Origin of the sequence: Pseudomonas extremaustralis, from assembly GCF_900102035.1 — a bacterium.
Lineage (GTDB): Bacteria > Pseudomonadota > Gammaproteobacteria > Pseudomonadales > Pseudomonadaceae > Aquipseudomonas > Aquipseudomonas extremaustralis.
Window position 1 is genome coordinate 4,087,523 of sequence record NZ_LT629689.1, and the last position, 23,614, is coordinate 4,111,136.

Below are 23,614 nucleotides of genomic sequence, written 5' to 3' on the forward strand. Positions count from 1 at the left end.
CGATACTCATGCCACCGCCCCCCGCATCAGCTCATCCTGGCCCAGGTCGATGCGCCCCAGCACTTTGACCTTCGACGTGCTGCCCAGCTCGGCGAACGACAGCACCGGCACACGGTTGAATTCTTCCAGCAGCAGGGTGCGCAAGGGACTGCGCAGGTCCTGCGCCACCAGCAGCACGCTTTTGCTCTTGGCCCGCAGCGCAAAAGCCTGATTGAGCAGGTTGATCAGCGCCGCGCTGTGTTCGTCGTCCAGCGCGAAGAACACGCCGGTCTGGGTCTGGCGCAGGGCCTCGCGCAAGATGTTTTCGGTATGCGGCGACAGCAGCCAGGCGTGCAGGCCGTCGACCTCGCTGTACTGATGAAAGATCTGCGCCTTGAGGGCGATGCGCGCGTAATCGGCCAGCGCTTCGGGTTCACGCTCATGCTGGCCGTACTCGATCAGCGACTCGACGATCAACCGCACCGCACGCAACGGCACGCCTTCACTGGCCAGGCGCTGCAACACCGCGGAGAAACGCGACAGCGGCATGATGCGCTGCAGTTCCTGCACCAGTTCCGGCTGGTTGTGCTCCAGCCAACCGAGGATCGCCTTGCTCTCCTGAATCCCCAGGAACTGCGGGCCGCTGAGCATCATCGCCTGCTTCATGCGTTCCAGGATCAGGCTCGTCGCAGTGAAGCGCTCCAGTTGCGGGTCATCGAGCAACGGATCATCCGGCGCCAGCCAGATCCAATCCTGTTCGTCGCGTTCGGCCAACCCCGGTATCCCGTCCGCCGGTTCCACGCTCAGCGCCTGACGCTCGACGGCCAGGCGGTTGACCACCGACGCCTTGACCATCGGCACTTCATGCACACAAAAGCGCATTTCATCGACGGCCAGCGTGTCGTCGAGTTCGACTTCGAACGGCGGCAAGGTCAAGCCGATATTGGCCACCAGCGCATTGCGCGCCTGGCGGATGCCGTGGATCAGGTCCGTCACCTCCGGCGTGCCGCGCAGCGCCGGGGGAAACTGCAACAGGTAGGGCCGTGATGGATCGAACCCGCGCAAGTCCTCGCTGCCGTTCTCCTCGGGGCGCACCGCCTCGGTGGTTTGCGCGGCCGGCTGCGCCTGGCGTCGACGCTGGCGCAGCAGGTAATAACCCACGGAGCCGGTGATCAGCGAGATCAAGATAAACACCCCGGTCGGCATGCCAGGGACCATCGCAAAAGCGAGCATCCCCACCGAAGCAATCACCCAGCTTTTAGGTTCGCTGGTCATTTGCCGGGCAATTTCGGCACCCATGTTACTGATGCCCCGGCGCCCGTCCGGGGCCACGCGGGTGATGATCATGCCGGCCGTCAGCGAGATCAGCAGCGCTGGAATCTGCGCGATCAGGCCATCGCCGATGGTCAGCACCGAATACAACGCCATCGAATCGGAAGCGCTCAGGCCGTGCTGGAACATGCCGGTGGAAAAACCGCCCAGCAGGTTGACCACGACAATGATCAAGCCGGCAATGGCATCGCCCTTGACGAACTTCATGGCCCCGTCCATGGCCCCGAACAACTGGCTTTCACGGGACAACTGGTCGCGCTTGTCCCGCGCCTGGGCACCGTCGATCAGGCCGGCGCGCAAGTCGCTGTCGATGGACATCTGCTTGCCCGGCATCGCATCCAGGCTGAACCGCGCCGCGACTTCGGCGACCCGCTCCGACCCCTTGGTGATCACCAGGAAGTTCACCAGAGTCAGGATCAGGAAGATCACCATCCCCACCGCCAGGTTGCCGCCCACTACGAAATTGCCGAAGGCTTCGACGATGTCGCCGGCGTCCTGCTCCAGCAGGATCAGGCGCGTGGTCGCAATCGACAGCGCCAGACGGAACATGGTGGTCAACAACAGAATCGACGGAAACGACGAGAACGCCAAAGGCCCCGGCAGGTACAGCGCCAGCACGATCAACAGGCACGAAATACAGATATTCAGCGCGATCAGAATATCCACCAGCCAGGTGGGCAGCGGCACGATAAAGATAAACACGATGGCCATGACCACCACCGCGCCGAGCACTTCGGCGCGCTGTGCCACTTTGAGCAATACACCGTTGATGGCCGACAGCGCCGTCACGTAGCGCTCCTCGGCTCACCGGCAAAACGGCTGGGGCCGCGCTGGATGCGATCAAGCTCATCCATCACCACCACAAAGGCGCGCAGGGTCTCTTCGCGCACCCGACTGTCGGGCCACAATGCCAGGGGCAACTGCTGGATCAGCGGGTAGAGCGCGTTGAGGGCGACCAATTGGCGCACGATGTCACCGCCCCCCAAGTCATCCCCCAGCCGCAGGATTTCAGCGGCCGCAATGCCGCTGCCGGCGTAACCCAGCAGGCGTTGCAGCAGGGTCACACCGTCATGCTCGACGCTCAGGCGCTGGATCAACGCCTGGCAGCCGGCCAACACCGCACTCAACTGACCGCAGCCTTGCAGGCCCAGCAGCAAGGTGCGCAACAACGGCGTGGGCATGGACGACACCCGCGCCGCGATATCGTCCGCCAAGGCTTTGCGCATGACCTTGAGCCCCTCAGCGAACCGCTCGCCGCCGTAGATCCCCAGCAGCGCCTGCATCATCGTCGCCAGGGATTGGCGCGTTACCACGCTGGCGTAGTACAGCGCGCGCAGCGCCTGGCGCTCATGCGGGTCGACGCCGACGATCTGCAACGCCGCGGCGATGTTCAGGCCCGCCTGGATTTGCCCCTTGAAACGCGCCTCCAACCGCGCAATGGCATCGCGCGCCAAGCCCGCCTCGGACGGGCGCACTTCAGTGTCCGCCTGGGCCGCCACGTACTTGAGCACCACGAACGTCCGCGCCGGGTCGCCGTCGGCAAGGTCGAGCAGTTTGTCGACACTGGGGTGTTGCAGCAATTGCAGGCGGATTCGACGGGAGATCGCGGCCAGGGTCGCCTGGGCCGGGTGGCCCAACTGATCGTAGAGTTGCGCCAGCTGCTCGGTCGGCGGCACGCGCACGCCCACATTGCGCTGGTTCAGGGTTCGAAGGTTGGCGTCCACTTCCTGGTTGAACAGGTGCGCGAGTTCATCGACGCCCTTCGCGGGCACGGGCGCGGGAGGATGGCCAACGACCGGTGAGTCCAGGCGCTGGATCGTTTGCACATCGGGAGTGGATTCGACTTTCATGGACAGGCCCGTACAGGAAGAGTGTTTCCCTGTGTGGCAGGACCTGCCCCAACGGTTCCATCGAAAACCGCCATGCCGGCAAATTTGAAAAAACTTGCACAAGCCCCGTTTTTTCCATGCAAACAGTTGCGTAAAAACGCTTCAATTCAAGATATTTATTTATATAAATCAATGCTTTATTTGATTTTTTCCGCTTGGCACAAGCAGTGCTAAAGGGCTCCTGTCGACACGTTTCGACTGCGTCTACCCAAAGGAAAAAATCATGAATATCCCTATTGAAGCTTTAGCTCACCTCGTTGGCAGCTCGCCTCAATTCATGCTCCACCTGACAGACGACCAACAAAAAAAGCTGCGCCGCTTCATTCACAAGCGCGTGCTCAACCCGGAAGATGCCGATGACATCCTGCAATTGACCTACCTGGAAGCCTGGCGCAACCGCGAGCGTTTCAGCGGTACCGCCACGCTCAGCACCTGGATGTGCGGCATCGCGCAAAACCTGATCCGCAATCACTTCCGGCGCATGTACGCCAAACCGGTGCATTGCGAATTCGATGAATCGCTGTGGCATGGCCAGGAAGAACAGCACAACCTGGACTGGGAATTCGAGGTCAACCGGCGCCTGGAAAACACCTTGAGCGCGATTGACCACCTGCCCACGGAAATGCGCAAAACCCTGTACGCCTCACTGGAAACCGACGGCAGCTACCAGGACACGGCCGACGTGCTGGACATTCCAATCGGCACCGTTCGCTCACGCCTGTCGCGGGCACGCGAACAGCTCAAGCGTGCCACCCACAGCTCGCGTTACCCGTAAGAAAGACGTCGTGTTGGGCGGCAGGGATATCTGCCCAACGCGATCAGGCTTTTCGGCTACGCGGCAGGAAAATCGCCAGCAGCCCGAACAACGGCAAGAACGAACACAGCGTGTACACGTACTCGATGCCATGCACATCCGCCAGGTGCCCCAGCAGCGCCGCGCCGATCCCGCCAAAACCGAACATCAACCCGAAGAACACCCCGGCGATCATCCCCACATTGCCCGGCACCAGTTCCTGCGCGTACACCACAATCGCCGAGAACGCGGAGGCCAGCACGAAGCCGATGATCACGCTGAGCACACTGGTCCAGAACAGGTCCACGTGGGGCATCAACAAGGTGAAGGGCGCAGCGCCGAGGATCGAAAACCAGATCACCGCCTTGCGGCCGATCCTGTCGCCGATCGGCCCGCCAAAAAACGTCCCCGCCGCCACCGCGCCGAGGAACAAAAACAGGTGCAACTGGGAACTGGCCACCGACAGGTCGAACTTCTCGATCAGGTAGAACGTGAAGTAACTGGTGATGCTCGCCATGTAGAAATACTTGGAAAACACCAACAGCCCCAACACCACCAACGCACTCATCACACGCTGTTTCGACAGGCCATGGGTCGCCGCCTGCCCGGCCTTGGGCTTGAACAGGCTGAGGTGGTTACGGTACCAACGGCTGATGGCATACAGCACCGCCAAGGCGAACAGCGCAAACAGCCCGAACCACGCCACATTGCCCTGGCCGAACGGAATAATGATCGCCGCCGCCAGCAACGGGCCGAACGCCGAACCGGCATTGCCGCCGACCTGGAACGTCGACTGCGCCAGGCCATAGCGCCCGCCCGAGGCCAACCGCGCCACGCGGGACGCTTCCGGGTGAAAGGTCGAGGAGCCGATGCCGATCAGCCCTGCCGCCAGCAAGATCAGCGGGAAACTGCCCACCTGAGACATCATCAGAATGCCCGCCAGGGTGCAGATCATTCCGCACGGCAACAGGAACGGCTGGGGATGGCGATCGGTGTAATACCCCACCCATGGCTGCAACAGCGACGCGGTGAGCTGGAAGGTCAGGGTAATCAGCCCGACCTGGGTGAACGTCAGGCCATAGCTGGCCTTGAGCATCGGGTAGATCGACGGCAATACCGCCTGGATCAAGTCATTGATCAAATGCGCCAGCGCCACCGCGCCGATGACGCGCATGACCAGCGGGCTGGTTTGCCCGGCGGTGGAGGAGTTACCAAGAGACATAAGGCGGTTTCCGTACAGCGGGAGAATGCACAGAGGCAGGTGCGACAATGTGCCACTTTTGCGTAGGAAAAGGCTATCCCGTTAGGGAGCTAACGACATGCCTTGTAAAAGGCCAGCAGGCTGAGTCGCTTTAAATTGCAGGACGTTTCCTAGACAATCCCCGGCGCCTTGTGCCTGTCGGAATGGGTGGCTAGTCTTCGGTCCGTCGCTGAGTTTCAGTGATCGGGTTTAGCAGCCCGTTTCAATAGACGCACGGTTCACGTCTCCGTTCATGGTGGCTGTGCGTGGGGCACCTCCGGGTGCACCGGTTTTCCTATTGACCGGTCTGCTAACCCGCGTACAGCTGCCACCCATCGTTTAGCAGCGTTGGTGGTAGCTCCCAAGTTCAATAGGAGTTACACCATGACCAAAGCACTTCCCGATCCACCCGCAGACTGCCTTACCGTCAACGAACAGCTCAGCTTCGAAGACGCCCAACTCTACATCGCCCAACTGATCCACAGCGCCGCCGCCACCGCCCTCGACTGCGGCGACAACCTGCAACCCCACGACCGCGCCAAGATCCACGCCGTGTGGCACCTGCTGGAAATGGCCAAGACCGTGATCGACCGCTCGATCGACTGCATGCACCCGCGCCCGTCCTGACCGCCACCAACACCCAGTGGTGAGGCACTTCACCCCCCACGTGAATCGCCCACCACTCGTCGCCCAATCCGGCCGTTCGGGTTAAACAGTTGAAAGCGTAGATAAAAATTAAAAATAAACGCTTGACGCATTCCCGTTCTACGCGAATAATGCGCGCCACTTGGCTACATAGCTCAGTTGGTTAGAGCATAGCATTCATAATGCTGGGGTCCGGGGTTCAAGTCCCTGTGTAGCCACCAAGTACTAAAAACGGCTTACCGAAAGGTAGGCCGTTTTTTTATGCCCGCAGAAAAACCCAACGCTCCCCGCCATCAGCCCCTCTAGATCAGCCTTCGGCGCGATTAAACAGGCGTTTCACATCTCAAGGTTTATGCAGCTACAGCCGATACCCTCTGACAGTCCTCGCAAAAGACCTAGTGAACTCAATACGCCATGAATAAAACCCTTCGTTTCAGTCACAAAATTCTTTTGGCTGTGTCACTGATCGTGATGCTCGCCTTCACCCTGTTCACGCTCTACAACGACTATCTACAACGCAGTGCCACGCGCACCAGCCTGGAAAACTATCTGGCTGAAATGGGCGAATCGACCTCCACCAATATCCGCAACCTGCTGGAGGGGCGGATCAATCTGGTGAGAAACCTGGCGCAGAACGTCGCCAGGGAGCCCGCCAAGGCCGAGGCGCTGATGGGTGAAAGCGTCCTGACCTCAAATTTCCTTATCGTCTACATGGGCAGGGCCGACGGCAGTTTCAGTGTGCGTCCGGACGCCAAGATGCCCGATGGCTACGACCCGCGCTCCCGCCCTTGGTACAAGGACGCGATGAACGCCAACGGCGCAATACTGACTGAACCGTATATTGATCTGGTCACCCATAAAATGGTCATCAGCATCCTCAACAAAGTGTCCGACAGCATCGGGGTAGTTGGCGGCGACCTGGCGTTGGATGGCCTGGTGGAACTCATCAACTCGTTGAACTTTGGCGGCATGGGGTATGCCTTCCTGGTCAACGATCAAGGCAAGATCCTGGTCCATCCGAACAAAGACTTGGTCATGAAGTCGCTTTCGGATTTGTTTCCTACAAACACACCGAAACTTTCCGGCGAGCTGACCGAGGTCCAGACCAATGGGCAAGCCCGCTTGCTGACCTTCACGCCGATCAAAGGCCTGCCTTCCGCCAACTGGTACATCGGCCTCTCTATCGATAAAGACAAGGCTTACGAAACGCTGAGCAAATTCCGTTACTCGGCGGTGATTGCCACCATCGTTGCGGTGACGATCATCATCATCCTGCTGAGTCTGCTGATCCGGGTACTGCTGCAACCGCTGCACATCATGACCCGTGCCATGGAAGACATCGCCAAAGGCGAAGGCGACCTCACCAAACGCCTGGACATCCATACCCACGACGAGTTCGGCACCCTGGGCAATGCGTTCAATCGGTTCGTGGAGCGCATTCATACGTCGATCCGCGAAGTGTCCTCGGCCACCGAACAGGTCAACGAGGTCGCACTGCGGGTAGTCAGTGCGTCCAACTCGTCGATGGTCAATTCCGACGAGCAAGCCAATCGCACCAACAGTGTCGCCGCCGCTATCAACGAACTGGGAGCGGCCGCCCAGGAAATTGCCCGCAATGCGGCAGAGGCCTCGCACCAGGCCAGCGACGCGCGAAGCTTGGCCGAGCAGGGTCAGCAAGTGGTCGAGCGCAACATTGGGGCCATGAATCAGCTGTCGGAAATGCTCAGCGCATCGAGTACGAATATCGAATCGCTGAACAACAAAACCGTGAATATTGGGCAGATCCTCGAAGTGATCACCAGCATCTCCCAGCAAACCAACCTGCTGGCGCTCAACGCCGCGATCGAAGCGGCCCGCGCCGGGGAAGCCGGGCGTGGTTTTGCGGTGGTCGCCGACGAAGTGCGCAACCTGGCTCACCGCACCCAGGAGTCGGCACAACAGGTACAAAAGATGATCGATGAGCTGCAAGTCGGCGCCCGGGAGTCGGTCAGCACCATGAGCGAAAGTCAGCGCCACAGCCTCGATAGCGTGGAAATCGCCAACCTGGTCGGCGAACGCTTGAACAGCGTGACCCAGCGCATCGGCGAGATCGACGGCATGAACCAGTCGGTCGCCACCGCCACCGAGGAACAGACCTCAGTGGTGGAGGCGATCAACATGGACATCACCGAGATCAACACGCTCAATCAGGAAGGCGTGGAAAACCTGCAATCGACCCTGCGCGCCTGCGCCGACCTGGAACAGCAGGCGGCACGGCTGAAGCATCTGGTGGGTAGTTTCCGTATTTGACCTGTCCCGCCTGCAGTCTGTAGATCACCTCAAGAAGCCCGCCTCGTGCGGGCTTTCTTGTCTGTGCTGTTCCACACCTCACCGAACGCTCGAATCAAGGGCGGTGGAGAAGGACGGCTATTGGCCGGACGGTTGCGCCTCAGGCCTCTTTAAATCCCGGTAAACCATTGGCTGCCCGCCATGCCTTGACGATTTGAATGATGCTTTCGTTAGAGTTGTCTGCCCCTGCTTCGGGGTAATAAATCAAATCAGTACCATCAGGATGCTCGGTGATCTCGCAGAATCGGGTCAGCAAAGGATCGAGGATCTCATCACTCGCACTCTTATTGGCGGCTCTGATTTCCTGCAAAAAACGTAGGAACTCCGCTTCGGTGTAATCAGAAAAATGGGGCTTCATCGCGCTACTTCCGGTGAATATGTCCTTGTTAGGGGCCACAAAGATAACGGCGGGGCAAACGCATTCACACGATGAAGCGAATGACACGCAAGATAGAGAACGTTCAGGCGCCCCTCTGGGAATTGCCCTACAGACAGTGCTTGAACGCCCCAAGGACGAGGGGAAATTGCGGAACAATACATCACGTTCCCCCGTCCCTGGGAAAACGCCCAGCTGCCTCCATCCTGTCGATGATCAGCGCTGTTACAGCATGCGCAAATCCAGCGGGTACTCGACGATGACCCGCAGTTCGTCAACGTTGGACTCGTAGTTACCGAAGTCGCCACCCACACGGTGCGTCGCTTGGAGCACGTTGAGCTTCAAGTCTTTGGCCGGGCCGCTCTGCACGATGTAGCTTGCCCAGATGTTACGTTCCCAATGCTTGCCGTCGCTGACGCTGTTGAAGGCCGTGTAGCCGCCCGTTGCCCGCGTGCCGTCGATGTTGTCGCCGCGCAGGTAACGGCCCGTGAGGCTGAGCCCCGGAAAGCCAAGGCCTGCAAAGTTGTAGGTATAGCTGGCCTGCCAGGAGCGTTCGTTGGGGTTGTTGAAGTCCGACCATTGGGAGGCGTTGTCGAGTTCCAGGTCGTAGGTGTTCCACACATAGTCGAACGGGGAGTCACCGCGCACTTGTTCGTAGGCCACCAGAAAACGGTTGAATCCGACGTTCAGCCCCAGGTGGGTACTCCAGCTGTCGTTGTCGATTTTGCCCAGCAAGGCGCTGCCGGTATCACGGGTGCGGTAGTAGTTGAGCCCCGTGTCCCAGCCGATGGTGTCGGTGAGTTTTTGCTGGAAGTCGACCCGCGCGAACGATTGGTTCCAGACGTTATCCAGGCGGCTGGTGTGCAGCTTGAAACTCCAGTTGTCGTTGAAACGGTAATCGGCGCCGATGTACTGGACATTGTCCGCCCCGCTCAAGCGGCCACCGTAGACGGTCCCCAGGTCGCCACTGTGGTTGACGCCGCTGCGATCGCTGGACGCGGTCAGTTTACCGCCCTCGATCTTCAAACCTTCAATGGAGGTGTTATCGAAGATCAGGCCGGTCAGGGTTTGAGGCAGCAGGCGAATGTCGCCGGCATGCACCACCGGGCTGGTCGGGGAGACGTCGCCGTATTTGACCACCGTATCGAACGCCCGCACCTTGACCGCCCCACCGGCCTTGCCCCACTGGTCCTTGGGTTCGCCGTTGTTATCGCCTTTGCGTGGAATCAACCCCGGCCCGCCGACACCGTTGCCCACCACGCCATCACCGCCGTCGAGCTTGACCCCGAACTGCCCGTAGGCATCCACGCCGAACCCGACGGTGCCCTGGGTAAAGCCGGATTCAAACCGACCGATGACCGCATGGGCCCACTCCGCCCGACGGCTCTGGCGCGCGCCGGTATGCGGATTGACCGCACTGCTGCCATTGCGGAAGTCCTGACTGAAGTAGAAGTCGCGGTTGAGAATGTTCAGATGACTGTCTTCAATAAATCCATTTTCATGTTTTTCATCGGCAGCCCAGGAGTAACCGGGGGTGATAACGGCACACAAGGCAGATAACGCAGCCACTTTACGCATGTTGTTCTCTTCAAGTTATTAAGGAAGGTGGGATGCAAAAAACGCGAATCCACCCTCCATAATCCGAAAACCATGCCAACTAAATAATTCCATATATATCAATAAGTTATGCGAAATTTACCCCGCGTTATCCTTCGCACTAATCAGCACTTTGCAGACTCCGTGTTGCCCTGCGAACACTTCTGCCTTTGTCCACAACTGTTCGCCCAGCAACAGCGTTTCAACACTTACCCCCTTCCAGCGACAGTCAGCGTCGTTCAAAAACAGGCAATTTCCTTATAAATCAATAGGTTGATGGATTGGTACGATGCTTGCTCCTCTAGAGCCATCGGCCCCAGCCACAGACTTGTTTAAACAAGCATCTCCATAAAGAGCCGTGCCGGCCCTGCGTTGCGCTACCTGTCGCCTTCTTTCCTGCCCACGGAAGCGGGCTTCTTATTTTTTGCAGCGAGGAGCGTGTTGATGAGTCTTGATATCTTTTGGTTTCTGCCCACGTCCGGCGACACCCGTTACCTGGGCCGATCCGACAGCGGCCGCCCGGCCACCAACAAGTACATGCAGCAGATCGCGATAGCCGCCGAGAGCCTGGGCTATGACGGGGTGTTGATTCCCACCGGCAGCAGTTGCCTGGACCCGTGGATCACCGCCGCCAGCCTGGTGCCGGTGACCCACCGCCTGAAGTTGCTGGTGGCGCTGCGCACCTCCCTGGGCAACCCCACCGCGTCGGCCCGTCAGGCGGCGACGCTGGATCAGGCCAGCAACGGGCGCCTGCTGCTCAATGTGGTGCCCGGCGGCGATGCCACCGAGTTGGCTGCCGACGGTATTTTCCTCGACCACGACCAACGCTACGAAGCCGCCGGCGAGTTCCTCACCGTGTGGCGTCGGCTGCTCAGTGGCGAGGTGGTGAATTTCACCGGCAAGCATGTGCACGTGGAAGGCGCGCAGAACTTCTTCCAGCCCGTGCAGCAACCGCACCCGCCCCTGTATTTTGGCGGCTCGTCCCCGGCGGCCCATGAACTGGCGGCCCAACAGGTCGACGCCTACCTGACCTGGGGCGAACCGCCGGCGGACGTGGCCGCGAAGATCGCCGACGTGCGCGAGCGCGCGAAGAAACACGGCCGCACGGTGCATTTCGGCGTGCGCCTGCATGTGATCGTGCGTGAAACCAACGAGCAGGCCTGGGCCGCCGCCGAAGAACTGATCAGCCACCTCGACGACGATGTCATCGCCGACGCCCAGAAGAACTACGCCAAGATGGACTCCGAAGGCCAGCGCCGCATGGCCGCCCTGCATGGCGGGCAGCGCGACAAGCTCGAAGTCTCGCCCAACCTGTGGGCCGGTGTCGGCCTGGTGCGCGGCGGTGCCGGCACGGCGCTGGTGGGCGACCCGGAGACCGTGGCCAAGCGCCTGCAGGAATATGCCGACCTCGGCGTAGATCGCTTCGTACTGTCCGGCTACCCACACCTGGAAGAAGCGTTCCGCTTTGCCGAACTGGTGTTCCCGCTGCTGGGCAAACAGCCTGTCACGGTCCGCGACCAGGTCCTCACCGGCGGCGCGTTCGACGTGCGGGCCGGCAAGGCACCGATCAAGGACGAGGCCACGGCATGAACGTGATTGATATGCGCTGCCGCCCGGCGTACCTGCACGATTTTTTCGGCGCCACCCCAGGCAGCGCCGAGACTGCTACCGCTCGCTGGCTGAACCGCCGGGTCGGCACGCGTGGCGACGACGAGCACTTCGCCCGCTCGCGCACCGCCCAGGGGTTTCTCGATGAGGTCCGCGACGCCGGGTTGAGCCGGGCGGTGGTGGTCGGGCGTCACACCCCCAGCCAGCATCTGCCCAACGACCTGATTCACAGCATCGTGCGTGACCACCAAGAGTTGCTCGGCATCGCCAGTATCGACCCGGCACTGCAAGGCATCGACGGCGCGCTGGACGAGATCGAGCGCGCCATCTCAACGCTGGGCCTGGCCGGGATCGACCTGGAGCCAGGGTTCGGCGAACCGGCCAGACACGCGGATGACCCGTTGTACTGGCCGATCTACGCGCATTTGCAGGCACGCGGCATTCCGTTGTTTCTGATGAGCGGGCCGACTACCCCGGACCCCGCCTTTAACAACCCCGAACGCCTGGCCAGCGTCGCCCGCGCGTTCCCGCAGTTGTCGATCGTCTGCTACCACGGCTACTGGCCCAACGTGCAGCAAGCGCTGGGCGTGGCGTTTCGCTACCCGAATATCTACCTGGTGCCGGACATGTACCTGTTCCAGCCCGGCAGCGAGGCCTATGTGCAAGCGGCCAACGGCTTTCTGGCCGAGCAGTTGCTGTTCGGCTCGTCCTATCCGTTCCGCCCGATCGGTCAATCCATCGAGGATCTCCAGCGCCTGGGGTTCAAACCCGCGGTGCTCGACAACGTTCTCTATGGCAACGCCGCCCGCCTGTTCGGGCTGTAGAACACCTCGCGCCACACGCCGGGACCGACCGCTAGCAAGGGGCGGCCCGGCGCTGTTTTCCCTTTCAAGGAGTTCCCCTGTGACCACCCCCAACGATCCTGTGCAGACCGCCCGCCGCCTGGCGGCCGACTGGGCCACGACCGCTGTCGAGCGCGACGTACGTGGCGGCACGCCCAAACGCGAGCGTGACGCCCTGCGCGACAGCGGCCTGCTGACCCTGAGCATTCCCCGTGAATTCGGCGGCCTCGGCGCCAGCTGGAGCGACACCCTGAACATCGTGCGTGAGTTCGCCAAGGTCGACAGTTCAATGGCCCATGTGTTTGGTTTCCAACACTTGATGCTGGCCACCGTACGCCTATTCTCGCGGCCCGATCAGTGGCAGCCGTGGCTGGAACAGACCGTCCGCCAGCGTTGGTTCTGGGGCAACGCGCTCAACCCGCTGGACACCCGCACCGTGGCCACACGTGTGGACGGCGGGCGCGAGTTTACCGGGATGAAAAGCTTTTGCTCCGGGGCCAGCGACTCCGACCGCCTGATCGCCTCGGCGCTGGACGACAGTGGCGCCGGCAAACTGCTGATCGCCGCAATCCCCACCGACCGCGCCGGCATCACCCTGCTCAACGACTGGGACAATATGGGCCAACGCCAGACCGACAGCGGCAGCGCCCGTTTCGAGCGCGTGCAGGTGGCCGACGATGAACTGCTGCTGGACCCTGGCCCGCTGAGCACGGTGTTTTCCGGGCTGCGACCGCTGCTGGCGCAACTGACGTTCGTCAACCTGTTCCTCGGCATTGCCGAAGGCGCCTTCGAGCAGGCCCAGCACTACACCACCCACGAAGCACGTCCCTGGTTCAAGTCCGAGGTCGACCAGGCCGTCGACGACCCGTATGTGCTGGCCCACTACGGCGAGTTCTGGGCCGGCCTGGAGGCGGTGCGCGCCCTCGCCGAACGGGCCAATGCGTTGTTCGACAAGGCCTGGAACCGCGGCGAACAACTGCGCGCAGAGGAGCGCGCGACCCTGGCCCTGGCCATCGGCAGCGCCAAGGTGCACGCCACGCGGGTGGGCCTGGACCTGAGTTCAAGGCTGTTTGAAGTGACAGGCGCCCGCGCCACCCAAGCCTCGCGGCGCTTCGACCGCTACTGGCGCAACCTGCGCACCCAGACCCTGCACGACCCGGTGGACTACCGCATCCGCGAACTTGGCGAGTGGGCCCTGAAGCAGAAACCGCCGACGCCAAGCTTCTATTCCTGACACCCGTGACGGGTGTTCGCCACCGTTCACCGGAACAACAAAGTGTTGCTCCAGCAATAGGCAAGCGCCCCGAGAACAGACAAAAACCCATGGATTACAGGCCGTTAGCGCTCGGCATGAACTATGCAATTACCCCCAAAACCAGCATCGAACCGCCCTGCGTGCCCCATGAACCAAGACAACTGGAGTTAATCGACTATGGCTTCTCGCATTATTCTCAATGCGTTCGAAATGACCTGCGTGAGCCATCAGGCCGCAGGCACTTGGCGTCATCCGGACAGCCAGGCATGGAAATACAAAGACCTCGACTACTGGATCGACCTGGCCAAACTGCTTGAACGCGGCTATTTCGATTCAGTCTTTATCGCCGACGTGGTGGGCGTCTATGACATCTATCGCGGCTCGGTGGAAACCTCCTTGCTCGACGCCGATCAGGTGCCGGTCAACGATCCGTTCTTTCAAGTGCCAGCCATGGCCGCCGTGACCAAGCACCTGGGCTTTGGCGTGACCTCGGCGCTGACCTACGAACAGCCTTACGCCCTGGCGCGAAAATTCTCGACCCTCGACCACCTGACCAAAGGTCGCGTGGCCTGGAACGTGGTGACCTCGTACCTCAACAGCGCGGCGGTCAACCTGGGCCTCAAGCAACAGATCTCCCACGATGAACGCTATGACATCGCCGATGAGTTCCTGGACGTAACCTACAAACTGTGGGAAGGCTCCTGGGATGAAGACGCGGTACTGCGCGACCGTGAACGCGGAATTTTCACCGACCCGAGTAAAGTCCATCCGATCGGACACAAGGGCAAATACTACGATGTACCGGGCATTCATCTGTCCGAGCCATCGCCACAGCGCACCCCGGTAATTTTCCAGGCCGGCGCCTCCAGCCGTGGCCGCGCCTTTGCCGCCAAGCACGCCGAAGGGGTGTTCATCAGCCCGGCCACCGCCGAGCAGGCGCGCGAGGTCTCCGATGACATCCGCAACCGCGCCGTGGCCGCCGGCCGCAGCCGCGATTCAGTCAAGGTGTTCACGCTGTTGACGGTGATCACCGGTGAAAGCGATGAAGCCGCACAAGCCAAATACCGCGACTACCTGAGCTATGCCAACGGTGAAGGCATGTTGTCGTTCTACGGCGGCTGGACCGGCATCGACTTTTCCGAATACGACCCGGACCAACCCCTGGAAGCGATCGACAACGACAGCATCCGCTCGGTGCTGGAGCTGCTCGCCACCGCCGACCCCGACCGCAAGTGGACGCCGCGCGACATCATCAAGCACCGCAGCATCGGCGGTTTGGGCCCGGTGTTGGTGGGCGGCCCGAAAACCGTGGCGGACGAGATGGAGCGCTGGGTGGACGTCGGCGGTATCGACGGCTTCAACCTGGCCTATGCCATCACCCCAGGCACGTTCGAAGACCTGGTCGAATTCATCGTGCCGGAGCTGCAACGCCGGGGCCGGGTGCGCACCGCCTATGAAGGCGACACCCTGCGCGAGAACCTCCTCGACGGCACGTCGTCCTACGCCGCCGACGACCATCCGGCGGCGCGTTATCGCGGTGCGTTCAAAACCGGGGCCAACGCCACCGACCACACCAAACCGTCCAAATTTTCTGACCTGACTTGACGCTTATTCGCGCTGAAGAGGAAGCCCTTCCATGTCCAGTTTTGCCACGCTGAACACACTGTCTGTCGGTACCGATTACGAAGCGCTCGCCGAGCGTTTTCGGCCGATCTTCACCCGTATCGCCGAGGGGGCGGTCGAGCGCGAACGCACGCGCACGCTGCCGTTCGAACCGATCCAATGGCTGAAAGAAGCCGGGTTCGGCGCCGTGCGTGTCCCGGCCGAATTCGGCGGCGCCGGCGCCTCGCTGCCGCAACTGTTCCAACTGTTGATTGAACTGGCGGCCGCCGACTCCAACGTGACCCAAGCCCTGCGCGGGCATTTTGCGTTTGTCGAAGACCGCCTCAACGCCCAGGCATTCAGCCCACAGAACGCCTGGTTCGAGCGGTTTGTGGCCGGGGAACTGGTCGGCAACGCCTGGACCGAAGTCGGCGACGTGAAGATCGGCCAGGTGATCACCCGCATCAGCCGCCAGGGCGAGCAATGGGTCGCCAATGGCACCAAGTTCTACAGCACCGGCAGCCTGTTCGCCGACTGGATCGACCTGTATGCCCAACGGGACGACACCGGTGCCGACGTGATCGCGGCGGTCCGCGTGCAGCAACCGGGTGTGCGTCAGAGCGACGACTGGGATGGCTTCGGTCAGCGCACCACCGGCAGCGGCACGTCGGTGTTTGAAAATGCCGTGGTCGAAGACGACCACCTGATCGACTTCTCCACGCGGTTCAAATATCAAACCGCGTTTTACCAACTGACCCTGCTGGCCGTGCTGGTCGGTTCGGGGCAGGCGGCCGTGCGCGAAGTGGCCCAACAGGTGCGTGTTCGCGCCAGGGTGTTCAGCCATGGCAATGCGGCGGCGGTGCGTGACGATGCCCAGGTGCAGCAAGTGGTCGGCAAGGCTTCGGCGCAGGTCTACACCGCCGAAGCCGCGGCCCTGCGTGCCGCGCAGGCTTCGCAACGCGCTTACCTGGCGCATTTTGCCAAGGATGAGCAGGCCGAACACGAGGCCAATATCGCTGCGGAGCTGGAGTCGGCCCAAGCCCAAGTGGTGATTGCCGACCTGGTGCTGCGCGCCACCAGCGACTTGTTCAACGCCTTGGGCGCTTCCGCCGCCCGCACGGGCCTGCAACTCGACCGGCACTGGCGCAATGCGCGCACTGCGGCCTCGCACAATCCGTTGATCTATAAGGAGCGGATCATCGGCGACTGGGAAATCAACGGCACCGAACCGCCCTACGTCTGGCAGATCGGCGGCGGCAACCAACCCGCCCGCGCTGAAAAAGAGCCACAGAGCGCGTAACTCCGCGCCCTGAACATGCCCCGGCCTGCCGGGGCATTTTTTTGCGCCGCGGAAAAAGCGCCGCTACGCCACGCCCGGCAGCCTGCATGCGCGCAAAAAAACACTCCATCTGTATTTTGACGCTCCCCGGAACCCGCTGTTAGTGTCCAGCCTCCCCCCCTACATGGAGTGCCCCACGGTGAAACTGGACATCTACCAAGTCGACGCTTTCAGCCAACATCCCTTCGGCGGCAACCCCGCTGCGGTGTGCCCATTGACCGAATGGCTGAGCGACGAGCAATTGCAAGACATCGCCGCCGAAAACAATCTGTCCGAAACCGCCTACTTCGTGCCCCGTGGCGATTTCTACGAGCTGCGCTGGTTCACCCCCACCGTCGAAGTCGACCTGTGCGGCCATGCCACGCTCGCGGCCGCGTGGGTGTTGATTCATGCGTTGGCGGATGCGCCTGACGTGTTGCGGTTTGCCACCCGCAGCGGCGAGCTTCGGGTCACCCGCGTGGGCGATGAGCTGGCGATGGATTTCCCAGCGAAAAACCCACAACCCTGCGAGCCGCCGGCCGGGCTGTTGAGCGCATTGGGGATCGAACGCGCCGAGGTATTCGGCACCGATGACTACCTCGTGGTGCTCGACGATGAGGCCCAGGTCGCCGCGCTCACGCCGGATTTTTCCCGGCTCAAGGGCCTGCCCAAACGCGGGATTGCAGTGACGGCCAAGAGCACGCGGTTCGATTTCATTTCCCGCTGGTTCGGCCCGAATGTGGGGGTCAATGAAGACCCGGTCACCGGTTCGGCTCACACCTCCTTGGCGCCGTTCTGGGCCGAGCGCCTGGGCAAAACCAACCTGACCGCCGAGCAGGGCGGTGCGCGCAAGGGCCAACTACGCTGCGTGCTCAAGGGCGACCGGGTGATTATGTCGGGCAAGGCCGTGCTGTATATGCAAGGCTCGATCTACCTGTAAAACCCAGGGCCCCCTACGAACAACAGATCATTCTCAAAATGAACGGAGTTCAGCGCGTGTTTTCGATTGCCCGTCTTCACCTGTCAGCGATTGCCGCCGCCCTCGCCCTGCTGGCCTGCAACACAACCTTGGCCGAGCAGCCAGCGGCGCCGGAGTTGGGTTCGGGCTATCGCGCCGACCTGCGCCCCCGCCATGCCGAGCGGCATATGGCGGCGGCGGCCAACCCGCTGGCGGCCGAAGCGGGGCGCGAAATGTTGCGCCAGGGCGGCTCGGCCATCGATGCGGCGATTGCCATGCAGGCGGTGCTGACCCTGGTGGAGCCGCAATCGTCGGGGATTGGCGGCGGTGCGTTCATCCTGCTGTGGGACGGCAAACAGGTGCACGCCTATGACGGCCGCGAAACCGCGCCGGCCGGGGCGACGCCGCGCTTGTTCCTCAAGGCCGACGGTCAGCCGATGGCATTCACCGCCGCACAGATCGGCGGGCGTTCGGTGGGCACGCCGGGGGTGTTGCGCGCGTTGGAGATGGCGCACAAGCAGACCGGACACTTGCCCTGGGCCACGCTGTTCGCGCCGGCGATCCGCCTGTCGGAACAGGGCTTCGCGATTTCCCCGCGCCTGCATGCGCTGATCGCGGCCGACCGTCACATCCCCAAATCGCCGGATATGGCGGCGTACTTTCTGAACGCCGATGGCACGCCCAAGGCCACCGGCACATTGCTGAAAAACCCGGCGCTGGCCAACGTGTTCAGACGCATCGCCAAGGAAGGCGCGGACGCGCTGTACCAAGGGCCGATTGCCGAGGAGATCGCGCGCAAGGTCCAGGGCCATCGCAATGCGGGCAGCCTGTCCGTGGCGGACCTCGCCGGCTACACCGCCAAGGCGCGCACGCCGCTGTGCAACGACTACAAGCAGTGGACCGTGTGCGGCATGCCGCCGCCGTCGTCGGGAGGGATTGCCATCGCGCAGATCCTCGGCACGTTGCAGGCGCTGGAAGCCCGCGACCCGCGTCTGGCCATCGCGCCCATGACACCGGTCAAGAGCACCTCCGCCGCCGGCCTCGAACCCACGCCCGAGGCCGTTCACCTGATCGCCGAAGCCAGCCGCCTGGCCTTTGCCGACCGCGGGTTGTACGTCGCCGATGCCGACTTCGTACCGGTGCCGGTCGCCGGCCTGGTCGCAGCGGATTATCTGGCCACGCGCGCCGCGTTGATTGGCGAGCGCAGCCTGGGCGTCGCCAAGCCGGGCCAGCCGGCGGGGATTCAAGTGGCGTACGCGCCGGACCGCTCGCCGTTGCGCATCTCCACCTCGCAAGTGGTGGCGGTGGACGACAGGGGCGGCGCGGTGTCGATGACCACCACGGTGGAAGCCGCCTTCGGCGCCCACCTGATGGTCCAGGGCTTTGTGCTCAACAACCAGTTGACCGACTTCTCGTTCATTCCCGAGGAACACGGCCAACCGGTGGCCAACCGCGTACAACCGGGCAAACGCCCACGCTCGGCCATGGCGCCGACCCTGGTGTTCGACCGCCAGAGCGGCGAGTTGCTGGCCGCGCTGGGCTCGCCGGGCGGCTCGCAGATCATCGAGTACGTGAGCAAGTCCCTGGTGGCAATGCTCGACTGGCAACTCGACCCACAGGCCGCCATCAACCTGCCCAACTTCGGCAGCCGCAATGGCGCGACCGAACTGGAAGCCGGCCTGTTCAGCCCGGCATCGAAACAGGCGCTCAGGGACAAGGGCCATGTGCTGAGCGAGATCGACATGACCAGCGGCATCCAGGCCATCGTGCGCACGCAGGATGCGCAGGGCAAGGTGATGCTGAGCGGCGGCGCCGACCCACGGCGAGAGGGTGAGGCGTTGGGGGATTGATGTAACGAGGGGACGTTGTTGCGCTTATGGATCGCTCGTACAGAGCAATGAAAAAAGCAAGACCGGATGTCTTCCGGGAAGTCCTCAGTAACGCCTGATGGCGTTACTGGCCATTGGCTGATGATCAGCGACTGATCTTGAGCCCCTTGCGCCCCGCATGCCGCTCCAACGCCAACTCGATCAAGCGGCTGACCAACTCGCTGTAACTCATGCCCGCCGCCTGCCACAGCTTGGGGTACATGCTGATGCGGGTGAAGCCGGGCAATGAGTTGATTTCGTTGATCAGCACTTCACCGTCATCGGTCAGGAACACATCGACCCGCGCCAACCCGGCGCAGCCCAATACCTCGAAGGCTTCGATGGCCAGGCGGCGGATGCGCTCGCTGGCTTCAACACTGATATCCGCCGGCACCACCACCTGGGCGGCCTGATCGTCGATGTACTTGCTGTCGTAGGAATAGAAACCGCTGCCCACCACGATCTCACCACAACCGCTGGCGATGGGGTTGTCGTTGCCCAACACGGCGCATTCGATCTCGCGGCCCCGGACGGCGGATTCCACCAGCACTTTTTCGTCGAAGCCCAGGGCCAGTTCGACGGCGGCGTGGTACTCGGCCTCGTCGTTCACTTTGCTCACACCCACCGAGGAACCCTGGTTGGCGGGTTTGACGAACATCGGCAGGCCGAGCTTGCCCACCGCCATGTCGAACGAGGTGCGCGCCGCGTTGCGACGGTTGAGGGTGATAAACGGCGTGACGGCAATCCCGGCGTCGCGCAGCAGGCGCTTGCTGACGTCCTTGTCCATGCACACCGCCGAACCCAGCACATCGGAGCCGACGAAAGGCAGGTCCGCCATGCGCAGCAGGCCTTGCAGGCAGCCGTCTTCGCCGAGGGTGCCGTGGACGATGGGGAAGATCACGTCGATGTGTTGCAGCAGGCTCTGGCCGGAGGTCTCCACCACTTGCTGGCTGGCCTTGCCAGGCACCACCGCCAGTTCGCGGTTGGACTGGTTGAGCGCGATAAGTGCCGGGTTTTCCTGGTTGATCAGGAAGTTCGACGTGTCATTGAGGTGCCAGTGGCCGGCCTTGTCGATGCCAATCAGCACCGGCTCGAAGCGTGTGCGGTCGAGCGCGTCGACAATATTGCGCGCCGACTGCAACGAAACCTCATGTTCGGCCGAACGGCCACCAAAAATAATCCCTACCCGCACCTTGCTCATGACCTGGCCTCACTGTTGAACGTAAGGCTTATTACCATGGGCGGTCAGCGATTCGCTACCTGCCCACCTGCACAATCGTACAAGACCCCAGCACGACAACAGCGCCAGACTGGGTTAACGTGTTTCCACCTCTCTGTGTGACAAGCCACCATGGGCAAACCCACCCCCACCCTCGACTGGCTGCACCGCGCCCCGCACGCCAGCGGCCTTGATCGTATCGAAGCGTACTTCGCCGGGTTCGCCTTCGACCCGCATCGCCATGACACCTACGCCATCGGGCGCACGTTGTCGGGCGTGCAAAGTTTTCACTATCGCGGCGACATGATCCACAGCCTGCCCGGCACGACCATGGTGCTTCACCCCGACGAGACCCACGACGGTCACGCGGGCAGCGACGAGGGCTTCAAGTACCGGATGATTTACGTGGAACCGTCGCTGATCCAGCAGATCCTCGGCGGCAAGCCGTTGCCGTTCATCCCCAAGGGTTTATCCACCGATCCCAGGCTGTTCCGTGCCAGCGAAGTGCTGCTGCAAAACCTTGATCACCCCATCGACCCGTTGCAGGAACAGGACGCGATGTTCGACCTGGCCCACGCGCTGAACAACGCCGCGGGCGCGATCATCCGCCGCAAGACCTTCGATTACATAGCTGCCGAGCGCGCCCGGGAATTTATCCACAGCGCCCTGGGCCGCAGCATCACCCTGGATGAAATCGCCGACCACGCCGGCCGCGACCGCTGGGCGTTATCGCGGGACTTTCGCCTGTTGTTCGGCACCAGCCCCTACCGCTACCTGACCATGCGCCGCTTGGACTTGGTGCGCAGCCTGCTGGCCCAGGGCCAAACACTGGTGGATGCGGCGCTGATCGCGGGTTTCACCGACCAGAGCCATATGACCCGACAATTTCGCAGCACCTACGGCATGCCGCCGTCGCGCTGGGTGAAGATGCTCGGGCGTTGAAATTGGGCGGCGGCACCCGCCCTACCGGTCAGTTCGACAGCTGGTTGGCGAACTGCCCCACCGCGCTGACCACCTTCTGCGCGCCGTCCTGGATTTCGATGATCACCGCGCCCGCTTCGGCGGCGAGGGTCAGGCCTTGCTCGGCCTGGGAGCGACCGTCGGTCATCAGGCTGACCGCATCGCGAGCCATGTCCTGGTTCTGACGCACCACGCCGACAATTTCCTCGGTGGCTTTGCTGGTACGCGATGCCAGCTGCCGCACTTCATCGGCCACCACCGCGAACCCACGCCCCTGTTCACCGGCCCGCGCCGCTTCGATGGCGGCGTTGAGCGCCAGCAGGTTGGTTTGTTCGGCAATGCCGCTGATGGTCTTGACGATAGTGCCGATCACTTGGGACTGGGCGTTCAGCGCCTCGATGCCCTCGCCGGCCTGTTGCATGTGCTGGGCCAGGTCGCGCATCACGTCGACCGCCTGGGTCACCACCGTGGTACCGCGCTGGGCACTGTTGTCGGTTTGCAGGGAAGTGCTGTAGGCAATATTGGCAGCCTCGGCAATCGCCTGTTCACGGATGACCTGGTCGGTGATCACCGTGGCGAACTTGACCACTTTGTACAGCCGATCGTTGGCATCGAGCACCGGGTTGTAAGTCGCCTCCAACCACACCGCATGCCCATGGCTGTCCACACGCTTGAAGCGCGCCGCGACAAACTCACCGGCGTTCAAACGCTTCCAGAACGCCTGGTATTCGGCGCTGTTGTAGTCCTCCGGTTCGCAGAACATGCGGTGATGTTTGCCCTGAATCTGCGCCAGGGTGTACCCCATGCTGTTGAGAAAACGCTCGTTCGCGGTGAGCACGTGGCCCTCCAGGTCGAACTCGATCACAGCCGTGGAACGTACCAGCGCGGTGATCAGGTTTTCGTGCTCGCGCGACGCCTCGATGGTGCGCGTGAGGTCGCTGGAGAATATGGAGAAATGCTTGAGGCGCCCGTCCGAGGTGCGCACCGGTTGCACGATCGAACGCAGCCACGCTTCCTTGCCATTGCCGCGCGTCAGGCGCACGGCCCCGACGAAATGTTCGCCGCGCATCAGGGCGTTCTTGAAACGCAGTTGAAAGGAGTCCTGGCGCACATGGGCCGGTACCAGGTCTTCGATGGGGCGTCCCAGAAGGCCGCTCATCGAGTAAACCAGTTCCTGCAGAAAGTTGGCATTTGCCCACTCCACCCGGCCTTCGACGTCCAGCGTCAGGCACAGCATTTCGCTTTCCAGGCTCTCCTTGACCTGTTGCAAGCTCGACAACTCTTCGCGAAGAGCCGCCAGCTCCTGCTTCAAACGGGTGTTGAACATGGGACACCGATGGTCATGAGAAAAGAACATATCTGAACGTCATCGGCGCGCCCGGCGTTTTCTGAAGAGCAGTCCACGCCTGGGCCCGTTCTTTTTTGCAGCGCTCAGCTGCCATTGTTTCGGCAGATGCCCATCACTTGGTATTCCAGGGTATTGAGCTTGCCGGTGGAATCTTCATAGGTCATGCGGGACGGCACCGGATGGCAGGCGCGGATCGGCGGCGTCACGCTGACCACCTTGGCAATGTCCAACTTCATGCCATAGCGATAGACCTGCGCCTCGGGCACCGGCTTGCCATTTCTGGCGGCGTAGTCGGCCATGGCTTTTTGATTGCGTTCCATCATCAGGTCAAACGTACGATCACCGCCGCCTTCGGCCAATGCAGCAAAGGACAGAACGGCGGTTAATACGCCCAGGCAAAGTTTATAAAAGTTCATCGCAGGTTCCTCGTCTGAAAGTTCAGTGCCGAGATTAACCAG

The 23,614-nt window shown here is 62.0% G+C and carries 18 protein-coding genes, 1 tRNA gene and 3 pseudogenes; 13 read left to right on the forward strand and 9 right to left on the reverse strand.

Going from position 1 to position 23,614, the window contains the following annotated elements:
• Nucleotides 1–6: 6 nt before the first annotated feature.
• A complete protein-coding gene (sctV, locus tag BLR63_RS18945; RefSeq protein WP_010566792.1) occupies nucleotides 7–2,100 on the reverse strand; it encodes a type III secretion system export apparatus subunit SctV in 2,094 nt (697 codons plus the stop codon).
• Nucleotides 2,097–3,161 (reverse strand): TyeA family type III secretion system gatekeeper subunit, encoded by a 1,065-nt coding sequence (locus BLR63_RS18950; protein ID WP_010566791.1) that lies wholly within the window; start codon nucleotides 3,159–3,161, stop codon nucleotides 2,097–2,099. The genes sctV and BLR63_RS18950 overlap by 4 nt, the downstream gene beginning before the upstream one ends.
• A 262-nt stretch (nucleotides 3,162–3,423) precedes the next feature.
• Between BLR63_RS18950 and BLR63_RS18955 the strand changes: the two genes are divergently transcribed.
• On the forward strand, nucleotides 3,424–3,975 hold the full coding sequence (locus BLR63_RS18955; protein WP_010566790.1) for an RNA polymerase sigma factor: 552 nt from the start codon (nucleotides 3,424–3,426) through the stop codon (nucleotides 3,973–3,975).
• Nucleotides 3,976–4,018: 43 nt separating this feature from the next.
• On the opposite strand, the gene BLR63_RS18960 is transcribed toward BLR63_RS18955, so the two are convergent.
• Nucleotides 4,019–5,215, reverse strand: coding sequence for an MFS transporter (locus tag BLR63_RS18960; protein WP_010566789.1), 1,197 nt, complete (start codon nucleotides 5,213–5,215; stop codon nucleotides 4,019–4,021).
• A 402-nt stretch (nucleotides 5,216–5,617) separates the two neighbouring features.
• Here BLR63_RS18960 and BLR63_RS18965 point away from each other — a divergent pair, with 402 nt between their 5' ends.
• The 4 genes and pseudogenes from BLR63_RS18965 to BLR63_RS32420 all read left to right on the forward strand — a co-directional run.
• Complete coding sequence (locus BLR63_RS18965; protein ID WP_010566788.1) at nucleotides 5,618–5,860, forward strand: DUF6124 family protein; 243 nt, start codon at nucleotides 5,618–5,620, stop codon at nucleotides 5,858–5,860.
• 162 nt (nucleotides 5,861–6,022) lie between these two features.
• Nucleotides 6,023–6,099, forward strand: a tRNA-Met gene (locus BLR63_RS18970).
• A gap of 337 nt (nucleotides 6,100–6,436) precedes the next feature.
• A pseudogene (locus tag BLR63_RS32415) lies at nucleotides 6,437–7,261 on the forward strand (HAMP domain-containing protein); the annotation flags it as partial.
• Between the two features lie 306 nt (nucleotides 7,262–7,567).
• Nucleotides 7,568–8,167, forward strand: a pseudogene (locus BLR63_RS32420) (methyl-accepting chemotaxis protein); the annotation flags it as partial.
• Nucleotides 8,168–8,306: 139 nt separating this feature from the next.
• Here the strand turns inward: BLR63_RS32420 and BLR63_RS18980 are convergent.
• Together BLR63_RS18980 and BLR63_RS18985 are read right to left on the reverse strand one after the other, a co-directional pair.
• Nucleotides 8,307–8,564: a bacteriocin immunity protein gene (locus BLR63_RS18980; protein WP_010566786.1), complete on the reverse strand. Its 258-nt coding sequence runs from the start codon at nucleotides 8,562–8,564 to the stop codon at nucleotides 8,307–8,309.
• A gap of 243 nt (nucleotides 8,565–8,807) precedes the next feature.
• Entirely contained in the window at nucleotides 8,808–10,160 is a 1,353-nt protein-coding gene (locus BLR63_RS18985; protein ID WP_010566785.1) for an OprD family porin, read from the reverse strand.
• 462 nt (nucleotides 10,161–10,622) lie between these two features.
• Here BLR63_RS18985 and ssuD point away from each other — a divergent pair, with 462 nt between their 5' ends.
• The 7 genes from ssuD (at nucleotide 10,623) to BLR63_RS19020 (ending at nucleotide 19,611) form a co-directional block, all read left to right on the forward strand.
• On the forward strand, nucleotides 10,623–11,768 hold the full coding sequence (gene ssuD / locus BLR63_RS18990) for an FMNH2-dependent alkanesulfonate monooxygenase (RefSeq protein ID WP_010566784.1): 1,146 nt from the start codon (nucleotides 10,623–10,625) through the stop codon (nucleotides 11,766–11,768).
• Nucleotides 11,765–12,610, forward strand: coding sequence for an amidohydrolase family protein (locus BLR63_RS18995; RefSeq protein ID WP_010566783.1), 846 nt, complete (start codon nucleotides 11,765–11,767; stop codon nucleotides 12,608–12,610). Before ssuD ends, BLR63_RS18995 begins: the two co-directional genes overlap by 4 nt.
• 79 nt (nucleotides 12,611–12,689) lie before the next feature.
• On the forward strand, nucleotides 12,690–13,862 hold the full coding sequence (locus BLR63_RS19000; protein WP_010566782.1) for an acyl-CoA dehydrogenase family protein: 1,173 nt from the start codon (nucleotides 12,690–12,692) through the stop codon (nucleotides 13,860–13,862).
• 198 nt (nucleotides 13,863–14,060) lie between these two features.
• On the forward strand, nucleotides 14,061–15,488 hold the full coding sequence (locus tag BLR63_RS19005; RefSeq protein ID WP_010566781.1) for an LLM class flavin-dependent oxidoreductase: 1,428 nt from the start codon (nucleotides 14,061–14,063) through the stop codon (nucleotides 15,486–15,488).
• 31 nt (nucleotides 15,489–15,519) lie between these two features.
• Nucleotides 15,520–16,785 carry an acyl-CoA dehydrogenase family protein gene (locus tag BLR63_RS19010; protein WP_010566780.1) on the forward strand — a complete coding sequence of 422 codons (1,266 nt, stop codon included), beginning with the start codon at nucleotides 15,520–15,522 and terminating at the stop codon, nucleotides 16,783–16,785.
• 178 nt (nucleotides 16,786–16,963) lie between these two features.
• Complete coding sequence (locus tag BLR63_RS19015; RefSeq protein ID WP_010566779.1) at nucleotides 16,964–17,743, forward strand: PhzF family phenazine biosynthesis protein; 780 nt, start codon at nucleotides 16,964–16,966, stop codon at nucleotides 17,741–17,743.
• A gap of 38 nt (nucleotides 17,744–17,781) precedes the next feature.
• Nucleotides 17,782–19,611 (forward strand): gamma-glutamyltransferase family protein, encoded by a 1,830-nt coding sequence (locus tag BLR63_RS19020; RefSeq protein ID WP_050901348.1) that lies wholly within the window; start codon nucleotides 17,782–17,784, stop codon nucleotides 19,609–19,611.
• 124 nt (nucleotides 19,612–19,735) lie between these two features.
• Here BLR63_RS19020 and ddlA read toward each other — a convergent pair whose 3' ends face one another.
• Entirely contained in the window at nucleotides 19,736–20,830 is a 1,095-nt protein-coding gene (ddlA, locus tag BLR63_RS19025; protein WP_010566777.1) for a D-alanine--D-alanine ligase, read from the reverse strand.
• Between the two features lie 150 nt (nucleotides 20,831–20,980).
• On the opposite strand from ddlA, the gene BLR63_RS19030 reads away from it, so the two are divergent.
• Nucleotides 20,981–21,790, forward strand: coding sequence for an AraC family transcriptional regulator (locus tag BLR63_RS19030; protein ID WP_010566776.1), 810 nt, complete (start codon nucleotides 20,981–20,983; stop codon nucleotides 21,788–21,790).
• Between the two features lie 28 nt (nucleotides 21,791–21,818).
• On the opposite strand, the gene BLR63_RS32425 is transcribed toward BLR63_RS19030, so the two are convergent.
• From BLR63_RS32425 to BLR63_RS19040, 3 genes and pseudogenes are all read right to left on the reverse strand, one after another.
• The gene (locus tag BLR63_RS32425; RefSeq protein WP_390896532.1) at nucleotides 21,819–22,250 is read right to left on the reverse strand and encodes a methyl-accepting chemotaxis protein; all 432 of its coding nucleotides are present in this window, start codon (nucleotides 22,248–22,250) and stop codon (nucleotides 21,819–21,821) included.
• A gap of 156 nt (nucleotides 22,251–22,406) precedes the next feature.
• Nucleotides 22,407–23,165: pseudogene (locus BLR63_RS32430) on the reverse strand (PAS domain-containing protein); the annotation flags it as partial.
• A gap of 74 nt (nucleotides 23,166–23,239) precedes the next feature.
• Nucleotides 23,240–23,572 (reverse strand): DUF2790 domain-containing protein, encoded by a 333-nt coding sequence (locus BLR63_RS19040; RefSeq protein ID WP_010566774.1) that lies wholly within the window; start codon nucleotides 23,570–23,572, stop codon nucleotides 23,240–23,242.
• Nucleotides 23,573–23,614 lie beyond the last annotated feature (42 nt).

What these genes read in the sequence shown, in the direction of transcription:
- BLR63_RS19020 (WP_050901348.1), top strand. Translation starts at nt 17,782, where the DNA reads ATGAACGGAGTTCAGCGCGTGTTTTCGATTGCCCGTCTTCACCTGTCA.
- BLR63_RS18960 (WP_010566789.1), bottom strand. Translation starts at nt 5,215, where the DNA reads ATGTCTCTTGGTAACTCCTCCACCGCCGGGCAAACCAGCCCGCTGGTC.
- BLR63_RS18965 (WP_010566788.1), top strand. Translation starts at nt 5,618, where the DNA reads ATGACCAAAGCACTTCCCGATCCACCCGCAGACTGCCTTACCGTCAAC.
- BLR63_RS19010 (WP_010566780.1), top strand. Translation starts at nt 15,520, where the DNA reads ATGTCCAGTTTTGCCACGCTGAACACACTGTCTGTCGGTACCGATTAC.
- ddlA (WP_010566777.1), bottom strand. Translation starts at nt 20,830, where the DNA reads ATGAGCAAGGTGCGGGTAGGGATTATTTTTGGTGGCCGTTCGGCCGAA.
- BLR63_RS19005 (WP_010566781.1), top strand. Translation starts at nt 14,061, where the DNA reads ATGGCTTCTCGCATTATTCTCAATGCGTTCGAAATGACCTGCGTGAGC.
- BLR63_RS32425 (WP_390896532.1), bottom strand. Translation starts at nt 22,250, where the DNA reads ATGCGCGACCTGGCCCAGCACATGCAACAGGCCGGCGAGGGCATCGAG.
- BLR63_RS18955 (WP_010566790.1), top strand. Translation starts at nt 3,424, where the DNA reads ATGAATATCCCTATTGAAGCTTTAGCTCACCTCGTTGGCAGCTCGCCT.
- BLR63_RS18950 (WP_010566791.1), bottom strand. Translation starts at nt 3,161, where the DNA reads ATGAAAGTCGAATCCACTCCCGATGTGCAAACGATCCAGCGCCTGGAC.
- ssuD (WP_010566784.1), top strand. Translation starts at nt 10,623, where the DNA reads ATGAGTCTTGATATCTTTTGGTTTCTGCCCACGTCCGGCGACACCCGT.
- BLR63_RS18985 (WP_010566785.1), bottom strand. Translation starts at nt 10,160, where the DNA reads ATGCGTAAAGTGGCTGCGTTATCTGCCTTGTGTGCCGTTATCACCCCC.
- BLR63_RS18995 (WP_010566783.1), top strand. Translation starts at nt 11,765, where the DNA reads ATGAACGTGATTGATATGCGCTGCCGCCCGGCGTACCTGCACGATTTT.
- BLR63_RS19030 (WP_010566776.1), top strand. Translation starts at nt 20,981, where the DNA reads ATGGGCAAACCCACCCCCACCCTCGACTGGCTGCACCGCGCCCCGCAC.
- BLR63_RS18980 (WP_010566786.1), bottom strand. Translation starts at nt 8,564, where the DNA reads ATGAAGCCCCATTTTTCTGATTACACCGAAGCGGAGTTCCTACGTTTT.
- BLR63_RS19040 (WP_010566774.1), bottom strand. Translation starts at nt 23,572, where the DNA reads ATGAACTTTTATAAACTTTGCCTGGGCGTATTAACCGCCGTTCTGTCC.